This is a genomic window from Streptomyces panaciradicis, assembly GCF_023516615.1.
Taxonomy (GTDB): domain Bacteria; phylum Actinomycetota; class Actinomycetes; order Streptomycetales; family Streptomycetaceae; genus Streptomyces; species Streptomyces panaciradicis.
In genome coordinates this window covers 1-19,749 of record NZ_JAMGBF010000063.1, presented here as the reverse complement: position 1 = coordinate 19,749, position 19,749 = coordinate 1, and the positions used below count along the sequence as shown (strand labels likewise).

Annotated in this window: 13 protein-coding genes; 10 read left to right on the top strand and 3 right to left on the bottom strand. The window is 71.9% G+C overall.

What is annotated here, in order from left to right; translation table 11 throughout:
• Nucleotides 1-305 precede the first annotated feature (305 nt).
• Together M8J74_RS21835 and M8J74_RS21830 are read right to left on the bottom strand one after the other, a co-directional pair.
• Nucleotides 306-941 carry a hypothetical protein gene (locus M8J74_RS21835; protein WP_249838057.1) on the bottom strand — a complete coding sequence of 212 codons (636 nt, stop codon included), beginning with the start codon at nt 939-941 and terminating at the stop codon, nt 306-308.
• Nucleotides 942-1,251: 310 nt separating this feature from the next.
• Complete coding sequence (locus M8J74_RS21830; protein WP_249838056.1) at nt 1,252-3,417, bottom strand: RecQ family ATP-dependent DNA helicase; 2,166 nt, start codon at nt 3,415-3,417, stop codon at nt 1,252-1,254.
• Nucleotides 3,418-3,623: 206 nt separating this feature from the next.
• On the opposite strand from M8J74_RS21830, the gene M8J74_RS21825 reads away from it, so the two are divergent.
• The 7 genes from M8J74_RS21825 (at nt 3,624) to M8J74_RS21795 (ending at nt 15,161) form a co-directional block, all read left to right on the top strand.
• Nucleotides 3,624-5,231, top strand: a complete 1,608-nt coding sequence (locus M8J74_RS21825; RefSeq protein ID WP_249838055.1) for a DUF4192 domain-containing protein — start codon at nt 3,624-3,626, stop codon at nt 5,229-5,231.
• A 734-nt stretch (nt 5,232-5,965) separates the two neighbouring features.
• Nucleotides 5,966-7,834, top strand: a complete 1,869-nt coding sequence (locus tag M8J74_RS21820; RefSeq protein WP_249838108.1) for a glycogen debranching N-terminal domain-containing protein — start codon at nt 5,966-5,968, stop codon at nt 7,832-7,834.
• A gap of 139 nt (nt 7,835-7,973) precedes the next feature.
• Complete coding sequence (locus tag M8J74_RS21815; protein WP_030939512.1) at nt 7,974-8,732, top strand: NUDIX hydrolase; 759 nt, start codon at nt 7,974-7,976, stop codon at nt 8,730-8,732.
• Between the two features lie 160 nt (nt 8,733-8,892).
• Nucleotides 8,893-11,148, top strand: a complete 2,256-nt coding sequence (locus M8J74_RS21810) for an ATP-binding cassette domain-containing protein (RefSeq protein ID WP_249838054.1) — start codon at nt 8,893-8,895, stop codon at nt 11,146-11,148.
• Between the two features lie 162 nt (nt 11,149-11,310).
• Complete coding sequence (locus M8J74_RS21805; protein WP_249838053.1) at nt 11,311-12,198, top strand: FadR/GntR family transcriptional regulator; 888 nt, start codon at nt 11,311-11,313, stop codon at nt 12,196-12,198.
• 430 nt (nt 12,199-12,628) lie between these two features.
• Nucleotides 12,629-14,164 (top strand): RNA polymerase sigma factor, encoded by a 1,536-nt coding sequence (locus tag M8J74_RS21800; protein ID WP_058928096.1) that lies wholly within the window; start codon nt 12,629-12,631, stop codon nt 14,162-14,164.
• A 133-nt stretch (nt 14,165-14,297) separates the two neighbouring features.
• The gene (locus tag M8J74_RS21795) at nt 14,298-15,161 is read left to right on the top strand and encodes a serine protease (protein ID WP_249838052.1); all 864 of its coding nucleotides are present in this window, start codon (nt 14,298-14,300) and stop codon (nt 15,159-15,161) included.
• Between the two features lie 116 nt (nt 15,162-15,277).
• Here M8J74_RS21795 and M8J74_RS21790 read toward each other — a convergent pair whose 3' ends face one another.
• A complete protein-coding gene (locus M8J74_RS21790) occupies nt 15,278-15,508 on the bottom strand; it encodes a DUF7455 domain-containing protein (protein ID WP_058922534.1) in 231 nt (76 codons plus the stop codon).
• A gap of 444 nt (nt 15,509-15,952) precedes the next feature.
• Between M8J74_RS21790 and M8J74_RS21785 the strand changes: the two genes are divergently transcribed.
• The 3 genes from M8J74_RS21785 to M8J74_RS21775 form a co-directional block, all read left to right on the top strand.
• Complete coding sequence (locus tag M8J74_RS21785) at nt 15,953-18,076, top strand: DNA gyrase/topoisomerase IV subunit B (protein WP_249838051.1); 2,124 nt, start codon at nt 15,953-15,955, stop codon at nt 18,074-18,076.
• A 229-nt stretch (nt 18,077-18,305) separates the two neighbouring features.
• Nucleotides 18,306-18,830, top strand: a complete 525-nt coding sequence (locus M8J74_RS21780; protein WP_249838050.1) for a DUF1453 domain-containing protein — start codon at nt 18,306-18,308, stop codon at nt 18,828-18,830.
• Nucleotides 18,827-19,749, top strand: a 923-nt coding sequence (locus tag M8J74_RS21775) for a sensor histidine kinase (protein WP_249838049.1), incomplete at its 3' end; no start/stop codon positions are given. The genes M8J74_RS21780 and M8J74_RS21775, both read left to right, overlap by 4 nt.

The window sequence follows — 19,749 nt, the reverse complement described above, 5'->3', positions numbered from 1 at the left end:
GTTCCGTGAGTGCCTCTGCCCTGGCGTGCCCTCGGTGCTGCCACCGGATGGGCGTTCTCGTGTCGGGCGCGGTCAGGGCGTCCGAAGAGACGGCGTGCCGTCAAGTCGTGCCCTGAGAAACAGCGTTGGCCGGGCTCGTAGGACGGCTGGACGGGTCCTTGTCGCCGAGGCGCTCGGAGGGATCGGGCGCCGTCGGGGCGTATGGAGAAGGCGGCGTGCCGGCCGAGTGGGCCGGCCGGTGCTGTGGCCGAGCGCGCCGAGCGGGCGTTCGGCCGACCGATGGCGCGGCCGTGCCGGCCCGTGCTTCAGCGAGCCGCCGCGCGGCGCAGGACCTCAGAGGCGACGCCGCCGGTACGCGGCAGCGGAGGAGGCGCCTCGGACAACCCGAAGGGCTCCGGTGCCGAATCGGCGTTCGGGCGGCGCCCGCCACGGCCCTCCCCGAGCACCTGCCAGCCGTCCCGGGTCAACGTGATGTACGCCCCGCAACGCAACCCGTGCAGTGTGCACGCGTCACGCAGGCCCCACATCCACGCGCCGTCCTCCTCGGTCCAACGCGCGTCGCCGTCACGGCAGTACAGCAGCACGGCGGTGCGCACCGGCGTGCGGCGGCGCAGGTCGTGCGGGATGACCCTACGGAGCTGGGCGAGCAGCACGTTGCGGAACATCCAGCCGTCGGCCGGGGCCGGGCGGCGGGTGAACGAGGCGCTGGCGCACAGCCGTTCGTCCTGGTCGAGGACGGCCACGATCGCCGTCGCTGGCCCGGGGCGATGCCGGGAGTGCAGTCCGCTGACGACCTCTCGGGGACTGCGCAGCAGAGGGATGCCCGCGGCGGCCCACTCGGCCGGTTCGAGCATACGGACGAGAGGGTTGGCGGATGCGGCGGACAGGTCGGCAGACGTCGACGTGGACGCCGCGGAGGACGGAGCGAATCCGAAGGTCACGGTCCTCCCTTCGGCTACGCGCCCACACTGAGGGCGAGGTCGGATTCGGGGGAGCGCGCACCGCAGCAGAGCCCTACCGGACCACGGACGAGCCGTGCGGGGAGCGGAGTTCAATTCTTCCTGTCGAACTTGGATGCGGCAACGAGCAATTGGGGCCACTGACCGGAAGATGACGGTACGTGGTTTATATCCCTACCCCGTGCTCACGGCTGCGACGCATGAGGCGACCGTTCACCTCGCGTTCGCGCATCGTTCGGACACGGGCAGTGAGGAGGAAGGGCGTACGTCACGATGCGCGGTGCCCGGAGGGTCACCCCTGCACCGCCAGCACCAGGGGCAGCACCCCCTGCGCACCGGCCCGGCGAAGCGCGCGGGCCGCGACCGCGAGCGTCCAGCCCGTCTCGGTGTAGTCGTCGACGAGCAGGACCGGACCGCCGGCCTCCGTAAGGGCGGCGGCCAGGGCGGACGGCACGGTCAGCGCGCCGGCCAGGGCCTTGAGGCGCTGGGCGCTGTTGCTGCGGGAGAGTCGGGGCGCATCGTCCGTGTACTCCACCGAGCCCAGCAGCGGCAGCCGGCCCACCTCCGCGATACGCGCGGCCAAAGAGCCGATCAGCCGGGGCCTGGTGCGTGAGGCGACGCTGACCACGCCGACCGGGCGGGGCTGTGCGTCCGCCACGCCCGGTGCCCAGCCGCCGGGTCCCTTGGCCCAGTCGGCCAGTACTCCCACGACGGCTTTCGCCACGTCGTCCGGCACCGGTTCGTCCGCGGCCTGGGGCGTGAACATGGGGCGCAGGCGGTTGCCCCAGCCGATGTCCGACAGACGGCCCAACGCCCGCCCGGCGGCGGCCTGTTCGCCGGCCGGGATGCGCCCCTTGAGATCGACGCCGATCGCGGGCAGCCCCGTCGGCCACATCCGGCGCGGCTCCACCTCGACGCCCGCCCTGCCGAGATCGGCGCGCGCCGCGTCCACCGCCGTCGTGGACATGTCCGCGGTGAACCGCGCGCCCGCGCAGTTGTCGCAGCGTCCGCAGGGCTTGGCGCCCTCGTCGTCCAGCTGACGCTGCAGGAACTCCATCCGGCAGTCCGTCGTCGACGCGTACTCGCGCATCGCCTGCTGCTCGGCCTTGCGCTGCCGCGCGACCCAGGCGTACCGCTCCGCCTCGTACCTCCAGGGCTGTCCGGTGGCGGTCCAACCGCCCTTGACCCGCCTGACCGCTCCGTCGACGTCGAGCACCTTGAGCATGCTCTCCAGCCGCGAACGGCGCAGCTCCACCAAGGGTTCCAGAGCGGGCAGGGACAGCGGGCGGTCCGCCTGCGCGAGGACGTCCAGGGTGCGGCGTACCAGATCTTCCGGCGGGAAGGCGAGCGAGGCGAAGTACTCCCAGATCGCCTCGTCCTCCTGGCCGGGAAGCAGAAGCACCTCGGCGTGCTCGACACCGCGCCCGGCGCGCCCCACCTGCTGGTAGTAGGCGATGGGGGAGGAGGGCGAGCCGAGATGGACCACGAAGCCGAGGTCCGGTTTGTCGAAGCCCATGCCGAGCGCGGACGTGGCCACGAGGGCCTTCACCCTGTTGCCCAGCAGGTCGTCCTCGGCCTGCTGCCGGTCCGCGTTCTCCGTCTTGCCGGTGTACGAGGCCACCGGGTGCCCGCGGTGCCGCAGGAACGCGGTGACCTCCTCGGCGGCGGCCACGGTGAGCGTGTAGATGATCCCGGAGCCCGGCAACTCGTCGAGATGGTCGGCGAGCCAGGCCATCCGGTGCGCGGCGTCCGGCAGTCGCAGCACGCTCAGACTCAGGCTCTCCCGGTCGAGCGGACCGCGCAGCACCAGGGCGTCCGACGTGCCGCCCGTACCGAGCTGTTCCGCCACGTCGGCGGTCACCCGGGCGTTGGCCGTGGCGGTTGTCGCCAGTACGGGGACGCCGGCCGGAAGATCGCTGAGCATGGTGCGCAGCCGGCGGTAGTCGGGACGGAAGTCGTGCCCCCAGTCGGAGATGCAGTGTGCCTCGTCCACCACGAGCAGTCCGGTGGCGGCGGCCAGCTTGGGCAGCACCTGGTCCCGGAAGTCCGGGTTGTTCAGCCGCTCCGGGCTCACGAGCAGGACGTCGACCTCGCCCGCGGCGATCTCGGCCTCGACGGTGCCCCACTCCTCCGTGTTGGCGGAGTTGATCGTCCGGGCGTGGATGCCCGCCCGGGCCGCGGCCTCGACCTGGTTGCGCATCAGCGCGAGCAGCGGGGAGACGATCACCGTCGGGCCGCTGCCCTGGGCCCGCAGCAGCGACGTGGCCACGAAATAGACGGCCGACTTGCCCCACCCCGTGCGCTGCACGACGAGCGCCCGGCGCTTCTCGGCGACCAGCGCCTCGATCGCCCGCCACTGATCCTCGCGCAGCCGGGCCGTACCACCGGCGTCCCCCACCAGGCGGGCGAGGACCGCGTCGGCGGCGGCCCGGAGTTCCGCGTTGCTCGTGTGCTCCATGCGTCCCATCAAACAGGACGGGACTGACAAGCGGGGTCGAGCGGGTGCGGGGCTGTGCGGAGAAGGGCCGGTATGACTGTCTGCGGGATGCCAACTCGTTGTTGGGACGGTGGGGTTGAGGGTTTCTGGCGTTGGGTTGACGTGTTCCTGGTCGGACTTATCCACAGGGTCAAGCGGACCCTCGTGATCCGCGAGATCGTCTGCGCATGACGAACCACGGCGAAACCACCGGATCCTCCGAAAACGACAGGGCGACCGGACACGAGGACCGCGCCCCGCACGACACCCACAGTCGGCCGCTGCCGCCGGAAACGCACATCGGACCGACCGCCTACGACAGCCACGGCGCCGAGCACCAGGTCACCCTGCGCACCCCGGCGGAACTGGCCGACGCGTTGCCGTACCTCCTCGGCTACCGACCCGAGGACAGCATCGTCCTGGTCGCCCTGCACGACAGGGAGGGCCGGGGCCGGTTCGGCGGCCGCGCCCGGCTCGGCATTCCCACCAGCGTCGACGACTGGGCGTCCGCCGCTCGGCAGCTGGCGCACGGACTGGTGACCGGAAGCGAGCGCCGAGGAGCCCGCCCCGAGCAGATGGTCGCCTACCTCTGCCAGGAACCGGCGAAGGGCGAGTCGGGCCGCCAGGTCATGGAGCGGCTGCGCCCGCTGGCCCAGAAGCTGCGTGTCGAATGCGGACAGCTCGACGTGCCGGTGATCGAGGCCCTGTGCATCTCCGACGGTCGCTTCTGGTCGTACTGCTGTGTCGACGAGGGCTGCTGTCCGCCCGAAGGCCGGCCGATGGGCCTGCCCGGCACCTCTGTGCTCGCCGCCGCGGCCACCTACGCCGGCCTGCAGGTCCGGGGCACGCTGCGCGAACTGCGCGCGAGGCTCCAGCCCTGGGAGACAGGGGCCGCCCTGACCCAGGAGATCGCACTCGACACGGCGAGCACGAGCCTGGTGCCCAGGATCCTGGACGCCGCCGACCGTGCCGCAGTGGCCGAGGAGACGCTCGGGCTGGCCGAGCTGATCATGCACCGCCTGGCCGCGGCGCCACCGGTCACCGGCGCGCTCACCTCGGACCTCCGCGACGACGGACTGCTCGACCATGACGAGGCCGCGGCGCTGATCCTCGGCCTGCAGGACCGCGCCACCCGCGACCGTGCCGCCGAATGGATGGAGGGTGAGGAAGCCGCCCCCGCCCTACGGCTCTGGCGAGCTCTGGCCCGCCGCTGCGTCGGCCCCTACAGCGAACACGCGGCCGCCCCGTTGACTCTGGCCGGCTGGGTCGCATGGTCCACCGGCGACGATCTGGAGGCCCGCGAAGCCCTCGCCATGGCCCTGGGCGCGGACCCCGACTATCTCTTCGCCCGCCTTCTGCACCAGGCGTGCAACGAGGGTCTCGACCCGGAATCGGTCCGCCGCTGCCTGCGAGCGGAACGCCGGGACCGAGGCGCCGCTCCGCATCGGCAGGGCGACGACCCGAAAGAGTCGGTGTCCGAGGCCACCGGCCCGGCCCCGGTCCACGAGGACGCCTCTCCTCCGCGACGCCGCTCCCGGTCCAGCCGTACGGCGGTGAACCGGCCGCGCTCGGCGAGGGCGGCTGTCCGGGGCAGCGGCACAACGGTTCCACGCCCCAGGACACCTGCCACGGACGACGCCCGGACGGGCAAGGCCCCGACCGGCGTCACCCGTCCCCGCACAGGGCCGACGGGTGTCACCCGTCCGCCTACATCCGGAAGGGGGACCGTACGCGGGTACGACGACCACCCGGGGAGCGCCCGCCTCGCGGATGGGGACGGCGAGGCAGAGGTATGAGCAACAGACATGCGGGTGGCGCGAGTTGCCGATACGAGGGCAACTGCACACCGAAATACCGCCGGCACAGGCGATGCACCGGAGGCACCTCGCGCGGGCACCGCCATTCGGCTGGGTCGGTCCGACGCGGCCGTGACCCGGGGGAGTCCCGTCCCGTTCACCTGAGTGGCGGAGCGCCCGGACGGGCCGCGCCGCCGCATGCCCCACGTCCGTCCGGAGCCCCGACCCGGCGCCGCACACGCCCAAGGGGCACAGAGCGCAGAAGAAGCGACCGTATGCACCAGCCGCCCCCGCCCACCGCCGACGATCGTCCCCGCATGGGCGGGCCCGAGCCCGTCCTCCGGACCGCAGCCGACCAGCCGAGGCCCTCGAACCATCCCAGCCCGCACGAGCCTCGGCTCACGAGCGAGGATCTGCAGACCTCGTCCTATGTCAGACACGACGGCCCCGCCGCGCCGTCCACTCGCCAGGACCGGCCCCCGCCCTCCGACCTCACCAGCGACCTCCCGCCGGGCAAGGGCCACCCCGCACGAGCACCTTCACCACTGGAACGCAACCCGCCACCCCCGACCGGCCGTCCCCGACGCACGCCCGCCTCAGCATTACCCGCGCACCGAGGCGCCCCCGCGCCGGTGACTCCACCGCCCCGCCGCTCGGGTGAGCTGCCGTCCACCCACGCCGCGCTCGTCTGCATCGCCCTGCCGGGCCTCGCCATTTCCACGGCGCAGGGGCAGCTGAACGGCGAGGGGCTGGACGGGTTCTACCGTGCGGGCCGGCGTGTGCTCTCCCGTTGCCAGGTCCGTGTGGCCGGTCGTGAGCCACTCGCCGTCCAGGCCAGGATGACCGCGGCCGACCGGGCCCTCTTCGTGGGCACACTGCGGGTCTCCCCGCACTCCGGTCCCGACCCGGACGTCGTCGTCGAGCGCGTCCGGCAGGCCGACGGGACGGAGCGGATCACGCTGCACAGCGCGGCCCCGCGCCCCCTGCGCGTCCCGCTGGAGGTTGCCCTCGGCACGGACCTGGCCGATCTGAGCGCCATCGCGTCCGGCACCGGAGGCCCCGAGCTGCCCGCCAGCGTCCACGACTCGGGCCTGCGCTGGTCCTGCCCCACCGGGACCTCGTCGGTCAGCGCAGATCCGCCGCCCGCGGACGCGCTGGCCTCCGCGGGGCTGCTGCGCTGGGAGTTCGAGCTGCCGCCTGGTGGCAGCACCAGCGTGGAGCTGCGGGTGCGGCCCGACGGGGCGGGACCTCTCCGCGCCGCGGGTTATGCCGCGACGAGCCCGCTCGCGGCGGCGAGCGCGTCGGGCGACGACCCCAGGATCGGCCGGCTCATGCGGACCAGCATCGAGGATCTGCGGGCCCTGCTGCTGCGCGATCCGACGCATCGCTCCGACACGTATCTCGCGGCCGGAGCCCCGTGGCGCTGCGGTCTTGCCCCCGCCGAGGCGCTGGCCGCGGCCAGGATGACGCTGCCCCTCGGCACCAGGCTCGCAGTGGGCACCCTGCGGATCCTCGCACGCACCCAACTCCCCAGTTCCGGAGCGCAGTCGGGCATGATTCCCGGGCCCCGCAGAGACGCCGGGCCGCATCTGCCCCCGGGCTGCACGGGTACCGAAGCAACGCTGCTCTTCCCCACACTGCTGGCTGAGGCCCGACGCTGGGGCCTCCCCGAGCGGGACACGACGGAATTGCTACCGGCGGCCGAGCGGTGCCTGACCTGGCTGCTGAACACCGTCGGCGACGGCACCTACCTGCGCGATCCCCACCCCGGCGGCCCCGTCCGCTGCGAGACGCAGGCCCACGCCCATCGTGCGGCCCTGCTCGGTGCCGATCTCCTCGACGCCTGCGGCAGACCGGGCGGCGCCGGACTGCGGCAGTGGGCGCGGGAGCTGCGCAGGGCGTTCCGGGAGGAGTTCTGGTTCGACGACCTGGGCGGAGGCCGGCCGGTGGCGGCCCGCGCCCCTGACGGGACCCCGATGGCGTACTTGGGGTCGGGCGCCGCCCATCTCCTCGACACCGGCCTGCTCGGCGGGGGCGAGCTCGCCGTCGGCCTCCTGGACCGGGTGCAGACGGAACAGCTCGCCCGGTTGCTGGGCGGCCCGGCCATGGACTCGGGCTGGGGGCTGCGCGCACTGGGCGCGAAGGAGGCCGGGTACAACCCGTTCGGCCACCGGAGCGGTGCCGTACGGATCCACGACACGGCGGTGGCGGTCGCCGGCCTGGCCGCCGCCGGATACGACAAGGAGGCGAACGCCCTGCTCCGGGGCGTTCTCGCGGCGGCCGAGACCTTCGGCCACCGCCTGCCCGAGATGTACGCGGGGGTGGCGCGCACCGAGGACAGTGCCCCCCTGCCGCACCCGGCGGCCTGCCGCCCGGCGGCCACCGCGGCCGCCGCCGGGGTGTTCCTGCTGTCCACGCTCGCCGGTATCCGCCCCGATGCGCCGGCCGGCACCGTCACGCTGCGGCCCGTGCGCAGCGCGCCTCTCGGCGAGATCGTTCTGACGGGACTGCGGATCACCGGCGCCCCCTTCTCCGTGAGGGTCAGCCGGCTCGGCCTCGCGATGGTCGAGGAAGCCGCCGACGGACTGCAACTGGGGGTGTGACCTCGAAGAACACGTCATCGCGCCACCGCGCCACGGCCCGCAGCAGACGGCGAGACGCATACCGGAACGAAGTGGATCAGTCACCGAAGCGGCCGACGAAGGGAGTGTTTATCGTCAGGCAGACGACTATGATCGCCGCATGCCCTACGACCCGTCAGCCTTTCCGCCCTTCGCCGTCACCGTGGACCTGGTCGTGCTCACCGTGCGCCGCCACGCCTTGTGCGCGCTGGCGGTGCGCAGGGGCGAACCACCCTTTCAGGGGCGCTGGGCACTGCCCGGGGGATTCGTGAGGGCGGACGAGGACCTGGCGCAGGCGGCAGCACGCGAGTTGGCCGAGGAGACCGGGCTGCGCGCCCACGACCCCGCGGTCCCCGCCCAGGACAACGGCGCCCACCTCGAGCAGCTCGCGACCTACGGCGACCCCAAGCGCGACCCCCGGATGCGCGTGGTCAGCGTCGCTCATCTCGCCCTGGCCCCCGACCTGCCGGCACCCCGCGCCGGTGGCGACGCCAGCAACGCCCGCTGGGCGCCGGTCGAGGAGCTGCTGCAGCAGGGCGGGTACGGCCGCGACGGCGAACCGGTGGCACCCCTCGCCTTCGACCACGCTCAGATCCTCTCCGACGGGGTGGAACGCGCCCGCTCCAAGATCGAGTACTCGTCCCTCGCCACGGCGTTCTGCCCCACCGAGTTCACCGTCGGCGAGCTGCGCAGGGTCTACGAGGCGGTGTGGGGCGTGGCCCTCGACCCGCGCAACTTCCACCGCAAGGTGACGGGAACCCCGGGCTTCCTCGTCCCCACCGGCGGTACCACCACGCGTCAGGGCGGCCGCCCGGCGCAGCTGTTCCGGGCAGGCGGTGCCACGTTGCTCAACCCGCCGATGCTGCGCCCCGAAGTGTGAGACCGGGCCCGCCTACGGCAGGTCCGTCCTGCAGGGGCGGCCGTCGTGGTACCGGGCTGAGGAGCGAACGGCGAACACGGTTCCGAGCGGACCGATCGCGGCTGGTCGGGTGGCCGCGCGCTGCCCGGAAAAACGGACATAGCGCGCTATCTTGCTGCGGGTGATCCAGGCCTTCGGACTGACCAGCAACCCCCGCAAGGACCTTCCGCCCGCCGTCGACGACGTCTCCTTCGAGGCGTGTGCGGGCCACGTCACCGCACTTCTCGGCACGCCGGGATCGGGCCGGACGACGGTGCTCAGACTGATGCTCGAACTCCAACAGGGCCGCGGCTTCACCTACTTCAGGGGCCGCCCACTGCACCGCATCGCCCACCCGTCGCGTGAGGTCGGTGTGCTGCTCGGCGACGTACCGGGCCACCCGGTCCGCACCGTCCGCGGCCATCTGCGCATGCTGTGCGCGGCCGCGGGCGTTCCGGTCCGCCGGGCCGACGAAGTCCTCGAGACGGTCGGCCTCGTCAGTCTGCGCGACGAGCGCCTCGGCACCCTCTCCCGGGGCATGGACCGCCGCCTCGGCCTGGCCTGCGCCCTGCTCGCCGACCCCCACACGCTCGTGCTCGACGACCCGACCGCCGACCTCTCCGCCCGCGAGGCCCGCTGGCTGCACGGCGCGCTCCGCGCCCACGCGGCTCAGGGCGGCACGGTCCTGCTCACCCTGTCCGACCCCAAGGAGGCCGCCCGCAACGCCGACCGGGTCGTCACCCTGGAGCGCGGCAGAATCGTCGCCGACCAGAACGTCACCGAGTTCGCCCGCACGCGGCTGCGCCCCCGGGTCGCCGTCCGCAGCCCGCACGCCCCGCGCCTCGCCGCCCTCCTGGCCAAGGAGGCTCGCTCCGCGCGGCGCTCCGTCGAGGTCGTCCGCGAGAGCGGCAACCGCCTTTCCGTGTACGGCAGTACCTGCGCCGACATCGGCGAGACGGCGTTCCGCCACAGCATCCTGGTCCATCAACTCGCCGACGAGATCGGTGACATGGGTCCCGGAGCGGGGGCGCCCACCTCCGAGGAGCAGGATGCCGCGGACGCGCCGGGGCGGTCGCGCGCGCAACGCGGCGACGACACGACCGGAACCGACAAGACCGCTCAGCGCCCCGTCACCGGTCAGCCCGAAACCGCACCGCACGCCACGGCCGGGCCCGACCGAGTTCAGGAAACGGCAGCCGCAGCGTCCCTCTCGGCGCCGACCGACTCGGCTGCCGACCCCGACCCCGCGCCGAGTACCGCCGACACCCGGAGCCGCACCCTCACCCCGCGCTCAGCCGCCGACCCCGACCCCGACCCCGCACCGAGGCCGCATACCGCCGACACCCGGAGTCTCACCCTCACCCCGCGCTCAGCCGCCGACCCCGACCCCGACCCCGCACCGAGGCCGCATACCGCCGACACCCGGAGTCTCACCCTCACCCCGCGCTCAGCCGCCGACCCCGACCCCGACCCCGCACCGAGGCCGCATACCGCCGACACCCGGAGTCTCACCCTCACCCCGCGCTCAGCCGCCGACCCCGACCCCGACCCCGCGCCGAGGCCGCATACCGCCGACCCCCGGAGCCTCGCCCTCACCCCCCTCCCGCCCCCCATCTCCGTCCGATCCGCCCCCAGCCCCCTCCGCCCCCTGCGCTACGAGCTCCGCCGAGCCACCGGCATCAGCACCGGCTTCCTCACCGCGGCCGTCGTGCTCGTCGTGTCCGCCGTCACCGCCGTCCTGCTCGCCAGGATCGGACACACGCCGCAGGCGCGTCTGCTGGCCGCCTGGCCCCGGGAGCTGCCCCTGCCGCCCGCGGCGCTCGGCGCCGGACTGCTCGGCGCGCTGGCCTTCGGCGACGAGTTCCGCCACCCCGCACTCGCGGCGGACCGCGGCACCGTGCCCCGCCGGCTGGGGCTGCTCACGGCGAAACTCCTGGTCGCCGCCGTCACCGCGCTGACCCTGGCCTTCCTCACGGTCGGCTGCGACGCCGAAGTGCTCTACCTCGTATACGGACGGGAGCTCACGCGGGTTCCCGCGGACTGGCCGTCGCTGAGCGCGAGTTGGATGGGTCTTCTCGTGGGCTGCGCCTGGGCCGGGGTGCTGGCGGCGGGCATCTTCCGGTCCACCACGGCGGGGCTCGCGGCCGTGCTTGCCGTACCGGTCGTCGTCGTACCCCTCGTACAAAAAGTCTGGGAGGGATCGTCAGTGCGGACCGCGGCTGGGTTTCCGCTGCGGCTGCGCGAGACGCTCTGGCTGCAGTGGCCCTTCGGCGGAGAGCGCTATCTGTCCGTGCTGGCGCGGGTGCTCGTCCAACCCGTGGGCGGCGCTCTGACGTTGTCGCTGACCGCGCTGCTCTGCGCGTATCTGCTCACGACCCTGCGCAGCAGGGCCCGATGACGACCATCTCGCACGCTTTCGCCCCACCCTGCGCACAACTCCCCAGGGAAAGCCCATTTCTTTCCGATAAGGCGTCAATTGCGACGGGGTGAGCGATCACCCTTTCGTGTGCTTTTCACCAAAGACCTCAAGGCAGTTGAGGGCGAGGCCGACAAAGGATCCGTGAGTACCCTTGCGCACACCATGATGACCGCCGCCCGCTCCGCAGACTCCGGTCTCGCCGGCCCGGGCGAACTCGACCGCTACCCCTACGCGGAGGCCTCGATGGCCGACCGCGTCGGAGCCCCCGTATGGGAGAGCGCGGACCAGGAGCTGGGCCGTGTGGGCCGGCGTGCCGCGGGCAGCCGCGGGCGCGGGCTGCACGGCCAACTCGTCCAGCAGCTCGGCCAGATGATCGTCTCCGGCGACCTGGGTGCCGACCGCCCGCTCGTGCCCGAGGAGATCGGCCAGCGTTTCGAGGTCTCGCGCACCGTCGTCCGCGAGTCGCTCCGCGTCCTGGAGGCCAAGGGCCTGGTCAGCGCCCGCCCGAACGTCGGCACCCGTGTGCGCCCGGTCAGCGACTGGAATCTTCTCGACCCGGACATCATCGAGTGGCGGGCCTTCGGACCGCAGCGCGACGATCAGCGGCGCGAGCTGAGCGAGCTGCGCTGGACCATCGAACCGCTGGCCGCGCGCCTGGCCGCCGGACACGGGCGCGAGGACGTCCAGCAGCGGCTCGCGGACATGGTCGAGATCATGGGGCACGCCATGGGGCAGGGCGACGCCCTGACGTTCTCCCGTGCCGACGCCGAGTTCCACTCGTTGCTCATCCAGCTCGCCGGCAACCGCATGCTGGAGCACCTCTCCGGGATCGTGTCGGCCGCCCTCCAGGTTTCCGGCGCCCCCGTCACGGGCTGTGACCGGCCGAACGACGTGTCCTTGGCGCACCACGGCAGGATCGCCGACGCGCTCGCCGCCGGCGACGGCACGGCGGCCGAGACGGCCATGCGTCAACTGCTCACCGTCCACCCCGAGGTGGAGCGCGTGGTTCCCGCACCGCGTGAACACTGAGCGCCGACCCGCGGACGGCACGTCCGGGGAAGCCTCTCCCTCCTGGGGCGTCGCCCGGTCGGCGAACCGTCTCCCGTCGGACCCCGCGGGATCTCCGGTATCCCGCGGGGTCCGACGGTGCGACGGGGTGTGTGTTTCACGGCGCGACCCCGGGTAGTAGGCATGAGTGGCCGTCTCTGCCCTTGTCTGACCGTTTTTGAGCAGTTACGGGGTGTGACTCGGGCCACGCAGATTGGGCGTAACGCTCGTGGGAACAGCGCGATGACCTAAGAGGTGACAGCCGAGGAGGGAATACGGACGCCGTTCACGGCGCTGTGCATCTCCCCGGCCCCCGCCCGCGCCGTCGGCCCAATCCCCCAAGCCGGCGGTCGGCTCCTGTCCGTCCTGGACGGGGCCGGAAGCCGTTTTCCAACGTTCCGAGAGGTTGTTCGTGTCGGCCAGCACATCCCGTACGCTCCCGCCGGAGATCGCCGAGTCCGTCTCTGTCATGGCTCTCATCGAGCGGGGAAAGGCCGAGGGGCAGATCGCCGGCGACGATGTGCGTCGGGCCTTCGAAGCTGACCAGATTCCGGCCACTCAGTGGAAGAACGTACTGCGCAGCCTCAACCAGATCCTCGAGGAAGAGGGTGTGACGCTGATGGTCAGTGCCGCAGAGCCCAAGCGCACCCGAAAGAGCGTCGCAGCGAAGAGTCCGGCCAAGCGCACCGCCACCAAGACGGTCGCGGCGAAGACGGTGACCACCAAGAAGGCCACCGCCACCGCCCCCGCGGCGGCGCCCGCCGCCGACGCGCCGGTCGAGGAGGACGCCCCGACGGCCGCCGCGGCCAAGAAGGCGCCCGCCAAGAAGGCCACGGCGGCCGCGAAGAAGACGGTCGCCAAGAAGACGGCGGCCAAGAAGACCAGCGCCAAGAAGGACGACGCCGAGGTCATCGAGGAAGAGGTTCTCGAGGAGACCCCGAAGGCCGGCGACGAGCCCGAGGGCACCGAGAGCGCGGGCTTCGTGCTGTCCGACGAGGACGAGGACGACGCGCCTGCCCAGCAGGTCGCCGCCGCCGGTGCCACCGCCGACCCGGTCAAGGACTACCTCAAGCAGATCGGCAAGGTCCCCCTGCTCAACGCCGAGCAGGAGGTCGAACTCGCCAAGCGCATCGAGGCGGGCCTGTTCGCCGAGGACAAGCTGTCCAACGCCGACAAGCTGGCCCCCAAGCTCAAGCGCGAGCTGGAGATCATCGCCGAGGACGGCCGCCGCGCCAAGAACCACCTCCTGGAGGCCAACCTCCGTCTGGTGGTCTCCCTGGCCAAGCGCTACACCGGCCGCGGCATGCTCTTCCTGGACCTCATCCAGGAGGGCAACCTCGGTCTGATCCGCGCGGTCGAGAAGTTCGACTACACCAAGGGCTACAAGTTCTCCACGTACGCCACCTGGTGGATCCGTCAGGCGATCACCCGCGCCATGGCCGACCAGGCCCGCACCATCCGTATCCCGGTGCACATGGTCGAGGTCATCAACAAGCTCGCGCGCGTGCAGCGCCAGATGCTCCAGGATCTGGGCCGCGAGCCCACCCCGGAGGAGCTGGCCAAGGAACTCGACATGACCCCGGAGAAGGTCATCGAGGTCCAGAAGTACGGCCGCGAGCCCATCTCCCTGCACACCCCGCTGGGCGAGGACGGCGACAGCGAGTTCGGTGACCTCATCGAGGACTCCGAGGCCGTCGTCCCGGCCGACGCGGTCAGCTTCACGCTCCTGCAGGAGCAGCTGCACTCCGTCCTGGACACCCTGTCCGAGCGCGAGGCGGGCGTCGTCTCCATGCGGTTCGGTCTCACCGACGGTCAGCCGAAGACCCTCGACGAGATCGGCAAGGTCTACGGCGTCACGCGCGAGCGCATCCGCCAGATCGAGTCCAAGACCATGTCGAAGCTGCGCCACCCGTCGCGTTCCCAGGTGCTGCGCGACTACCTCGACTAGGTCGCGCCTGTACGACACCCAAGGCCCGGTTCCTCACCCGGAACCGGGCCTTGTCGCGTCGGCGCGCGGGTGCGGCGCGCCACGCGCTGGATCACTCTGGGTCTCCCAAGGCAACCGAGAGTGAGGTACGTGTATGCGTCGTCCGTCTGTCCGGGCGCTGACCCGGCCGCTGATCCTGGCGGCTGCCGCGACCGCAATACCGCTGCTGTCCGCCGCTCCCGCGCCCGCCGACGTCGTCGTGGGCGGCTTCCCGGTCGACATCTCCCAGAGCCCGTGGACGGTGGCACTGTCCAGCCGTGACCGGTTCGGGGGTACGCGCGCGGGACAGTTCTGCGGGGGCGTGGCGATCGCACCCACGACCGTGCTCACCGCGGCGCACTGCATGGGCGAGGAGGTCCTGGGGTCGCCGCCGAACCGTGCACGGGACCTGAAGGTCATCACGGGCCGCACGGACCTGCTCGCGGAGCGGGGGCGGGAGATCGCGGTGCGCGACGTACAGGTCAATCCGGGCTACGACAGCGCCACCAACGCGGGGGACTTCGCCCTGCTCACCCTCGCCGAGCCGCTGCCGGGAAGCCCGGTCATCGCCATGGCCGCGGCCGGCGATCCGGCGTACCGGCCCGACACGGACGCCGTGGTCTACGGCTGGGGCGACGTCACGGGAGGCGGTGACTACGCGCGCACTCTGCACGCCGCACGCGTACGCGTACTGCCCGACGCACAGTGCGAGAAGGCCTACCCGGGCCGCGACGAGGGCACCTACGTCGCCGGGAGCATGCTGTGCGCCGGAGAGCCCCAGGGCGGCCGGGACGCCTGCCAGGGAGACAGCGGCGGCCCTCTGGTGGCCCAGGGGAAGCTGATCGGGCTCGTGTCCTGGGGCAGCGGCTGCGGCCGGGCGGGCAGCCCGGGCGTCTACACGCGCGTGTCCGAGGTCGTACGGGCGCTCGGGGCGGCCCCGGGAGCGAGCGGCGCCCCAAGAGCCGTGGAGAGCCGCTGACGGTGCCCTTGCGGGGTCTCCCGCACAAGCGCGGGCGGCGCGGTCCCTGAAATCAGGGGCCGCGCCGCCCGTCCGCCGGCCTGTGCCGGATGTCGGCTCGTCGTCAACGCGAAGTGTCAGCGCTCTTCGTCGACTGCGGACGCCGGAACGGAGGTCAGCCGCTCCGTCTCGTCCTGTATCTCAGCGGCGATCTTCTTGAGTTCCGGCTCGAACTTGCGACCGTGGTGGGCGCAGAAGAGCAGCTCTCCGCCGCTGAGCAGGACAACGCGTACGTAGGCCTGCGCGCCGCAACGGTCGCAGCGATCGGCGGCCGTCAGCGGGCTCGCGGGGGTCAGAACAGTAGTCACGTCGCCTCTTCTCTAGCTCGACGAGCTGTCGTACCAGGGTCAACATCCAACCAGCCCCGAACTGTTCCCGCCCGGGGCTTTTCCTCGAAAAAAATCTTTCGAGGCCGGCCGTCTGTTGCCGGTTGGCGGCGAATGTGCCGTATTACGTGTCTGTGTGTCTTACGGGTTCGCTCTGGCTGTCAACGTCAGTCCTCCCGGCTGGCTTGCCGGTTTGTTCATGAGGACGTGCCCGGAGCCTAAATGGTTCATGCCTCCAAGGGAACGTGATGTGTACTTCACCCCATCGAGGGATCGAACATGCATGCGACCCTGGACTAGGCTGTGATTCCCCACGAGGGTGGCGTGACAACGGCTCTACCAGGCATCGGTACCCTCTTGACGGCAACCAAGGCCGCGCCCTTACCCAAAAGGGCCCCATCTGAAATTCAGCGAGGAGCGAACCGCGTGACCGCCGAAACGTCCGTGTCGTCCACAGCGCTGCTGGCAGGAGCAGAGCGGGACGGTTCCAACTACACCGCGCGGCACCTGCTCGTCCTCGAGGGGCTCGAGGCCGTGCGCAAGCGTCCCGGTATGTACATCGGATCGACCGACAGCCGCGGTCTGATGCACTGCCTGTGGGAGATCATCGACAACTCCGTCGACGAGGCCCTCGGGGGCTACTGCGACCACATCGAGGTGATCCTCCACGACGACGGCTCGGTGGAGGTCCGGGACAACGGCCGGGGCATTCCGGTCGACGTCGAGCCCAAGACCGGCCTGTCCGGCGTCGAGGTCGTCATGACCAAGCTGCACGCCGGCGGCAAGTTCGGCGGCGGCTCGTACGCCGCGTCCGGCGGTCTGCACGGCGTGGGCGCCTCCGTGGTCAACGCGCTGTCGGCCCGCCTGGACGTCGAGGTCGACCGCGGCGGCCACACGCACGCGATCAGCTTCCGCCGCGGTGTGCCCGGCGCCTTCGCGGGCAACGGCCCGGACGCCAAGTTCGAGGCCGCCAGCGGCCTGCGCAAGACCAAGAAGATCCCCAAGACCCGCAGCGGCACGCGCGTGCGCTACTGGGCCGACCGCCAGATCTTCCTCAAGGACGCCAAGCTCTCCCTGGACAACCTCCACCAGCGGGCCCGCCAGACGGCGTTCCTGGTGCCCGGCCTGACCATCGTCGTCCGTGACGAGTTCGGTCTCGGCGAGGGCGGCAGCAAGGGCGAGGAGTCGTTCCGTTTCGACGGCGGCATCAGCGAGTTCTGCGAGTACCTGGCGAGCGACAAGCCGGTCTGCGACGTCCTCCGCTTCTCCGGTCAGGGCACCTTCAGGGAGACGGTCCCGGTCCTGGACGAGCACGGCCAGATGACCCCCACCCAGGTCACCCGCGAGCTCGACGTCGACGTCGCCATGCGCTGGGGCACGGGCTACGACACGACCCTGAAGTCGTTCGTGAACATCATCGCCACCCCCAAGGGCGGCACCCATGTCGCGGGCTTCGAGACGGCCGTCGCCGGCACCCTCAACGAGGTCCTGCGCGCCAAGAAGCTGCTGCGCGTGGCCGAGGACGACATCGTCAAGGACGACGCCCTGGAGGGGCTGACGGCCGTCGTCACCGTGCGGCTCGCCGAACCGCAGTTCGAGGGTCAGACCAAGGAGGTCCTCGGCACCTCGGCGGCCCGCCGGATCGTGAACAACGTGATCAACAAGGAACTCAAGGCGTTCCTGACCTCCACCAAGCGTGACGCCGCGGCCCAGGCCCGCGTCGTCATGGAGAAGGCCGTTGCCGCCGCTCGTACGCGCATCGCCGCCCGCCAGCACAAGGACGCCCAGCGCCGCAAGACGGCCCTGGAGTCCTCCTCGCTGCCGGCGAAGCTCGCCGACTGCCGCAGCGACGACGTGGACCGCAGCGAGCTCTTCATCGTCGAGGGCGACTCGGCGCTCGGCACCGCCAAGCTCGCCCGCAACTCCGAGTTCCAGGCGCTACTGCCGATCCGCGGCAAGATCCTGAACGTCCAGAAGTCGTCCGTGACCGACATGCTCAAGAACGCCGAGTGCGGCGCGATCATCCAGGTCATAGGGGCCGGCTCCGGTCGTACCTTCGACATCGACGCGGCCCGCTACGGCAAGATCATCATGATGACCGACGCCGACGTCGACGGCTCGCACATCCGCACGCTGCTCCTGACCCTCTTCCACCGCTACATGCGGCCCATGGTCGAGGCCGGCCGGGTGTTCGCCGCGGTGCCGCCGCTGCACCGCATCGAGCTGGTCCAGCCGAAGAAGGGCCAGGACAAGTACGTCTACACCTACTCGGACCGGGAGCTTCGCGACAAGCTGCTCGAATTCGAGAGCAAGGGCGTCCGGTACAAGGACTCCATCCAGCGCTACAAGGGCCTCGGTGAGATGGACGCCGACCAGCTGGCCGAGACGACCATGGACCCCCGCCACCGCACCCTGCGCCGGATCAACCTCTCCGACCTGGACGCGGCCGAGACGGTCTTCGACCTGCTGATGGGCAACGACGTGGCGCCGCGCAAGGAGTTCATCTCCAGCTCCGCGGCGACGCTGGACCGCTCGCGCATCGACGCGTAGGCATACCTGCTGCTGGCTGCTGGCCCCTGGCCCGTGGCCCCTGGCCCTGCCCACGCCCGGTTTCGGGTGGTGGGCAGGGCTCTCCACCCGTGGGTGGAGTCCGCGGCCCTGTGCCGATCCACCCACGGTCCACCCCTGCTCCGATCTGCCGGCCTGCGGATTTCCGTAGCGTCGAAGGCGTCGACAGCACTCGCTGTCGCCTCTCCCTTCTTCGCTCACGGAGGCAAGGATGTCCGGGCTGATCAACGCGCTGGCGATCGCGGCCGTGGTGGTTCTGGTGATCGTCCGCCAGTTCCGCGCCCAGCCGATAGGCACCGGACGGCGCTGGTGGCTCGTTCCCGTGGTCCTCGCTTTCGTCGCCGTGCGTGAGCCCGGCATCGTCGACGCCCACCACCGCATCGCGTCCGTCGTCCTGCTCGGCGCCGAGCTGCTGATCGGCCTCGCCACCGGAGCCGGCTGGGCCTGGACCACCCGCATATGGGCGGAGCCGGACGGCACGGTGTGGAGCAAGAGCACCAAGGCGAGCGGGACCGTGTGGATCGTCGGCATAGCCTTGCGCGTCGGCCTGTTCGCGCTCGGCACGGCAGTCGGTGTGCACCAGAACAGCTCCGCCCTGCTCCTCGCCCTCGCGGCCACGCTCCTGGTCCGCTCCGGAATCCTCCTGTGGCGGTCCCAGTCCGTCTCCCCGGCACCCGCCGTGGCCCCGGCGTACGGTGACCACACGGTCCGGTCGGCCGCGAAGGAGCGTGTGTGACGGAGAACTCCTGGACCCACTGGCCCTCCCGGGAGGCGCTGGGCCGCGAGGGAGTCTCGCGGCCCCGGCGGCTGCTCGCCTGGCTCGTACGGCTGCTGGTGCTCGGCATGCTGCTGTGGGGCGCGTACGACAACACCCACGTCCACGGCTGGGGCGCGGTCGGAGCCGTATCGGGCGTCCTCCTGGCCGGTGCCGTCGCCTGGGGATTCTGGCGCACCACCCTCGCCCACCGGCTGCTGCCCTCCCTCACGCTCATGGCCGCCCTTATGGGGCTCGCCGTCGCCGGAGAGGCAGCCGGCTTCAGGACCGCGGCTCTCGTCCTGTGGTGCGGCTGTGCCGTCAGCGCCCTGGAGCGGCTGCCCCTGGCCGCCGCCGTGCCCGTGATGTCGGTCTCCCTCGCGGCCTACGCCGCCGTGAACAACGACGTGTGGCTGACCACCGCGGCGACGACGGCCGGGCTGGCACTCGCCGGATACACCCTGCGCCTCGACTCCGAGGCCAGGGGCAACACTCAGCGGCTGCTCGCCCAGGAGCGCGCCGCGCGGGCCGCCGAGGCGGAGTCGGCGGCGCTCGCGGAACGGGCGAGGATCGCACGCGAGATCCACGACGTGCTCGCCCACAGCCTCTCGGCGCAGCTCGTGCACCTGGAGGCGGCCAGGCTGCTCATCGAACGGGGAGCCGACCGGGAGAAGATCCTGGAGCGGGTGGTGGCGGCGCGCGGCATGGCCCGCGACGGGCTCGACGAGACCCGGCAGGCGCTGTCCGCGCTGCGCGGTGAACTCACCCCGCTGGAGGACTTCCTGACGGCGCTCGTCGGTTCGTCGGCCGGTGCCGAGATCACCGTTACGGGTGAGCACAGGCCGCTGCCCGCGGAGGCGTCGCAGGCCGTGCGCAGGGTCGCCCAGGAAGCCCTGACGAA

What these genes read in the sequence shown, in the direction of transcription:
- M8J74_RS21780 (WP_249838050.1), top strand. Translation starts at nt 18,306, where the DNA reads ATGTCCGGGCTGATCAACGCGCTGGCGATCGCGGCCGTGGTGGTTCTG.
- M8J74_RS21795 (WP_249838052.1), top strand. Translation starts at nt 14,298, where the DNA reads ATGCGTCGTCCGTCTGTCCGGGCGCTGACCCGGCCGCTGATCCTGGCG.
- M8J74_RS21815 (WP_030939512.1), top strand. Translation starts at nt 7,974, where the DNA reads ATGCCCTACGACCCGTCAGCCTTTCCGCCCTTCGCCGTCACCGTGGAC.
- M8J74_RS21830 (WP_249838056.1), bottom strand. Translation starts at nt 3,417, where the DNA reads ATGGAGCACACGAGCAACGCGGAACTCCGGGCCGCCGCCGACGCGGTC.
- M8J74_RS21825 (WP_249838055.1), top strand. Translation starts at nt 3,624, where the DNA reads ATGACGAACCACGGCGAAACCACCGGATCCTCCGAAAACGACAGGGCG.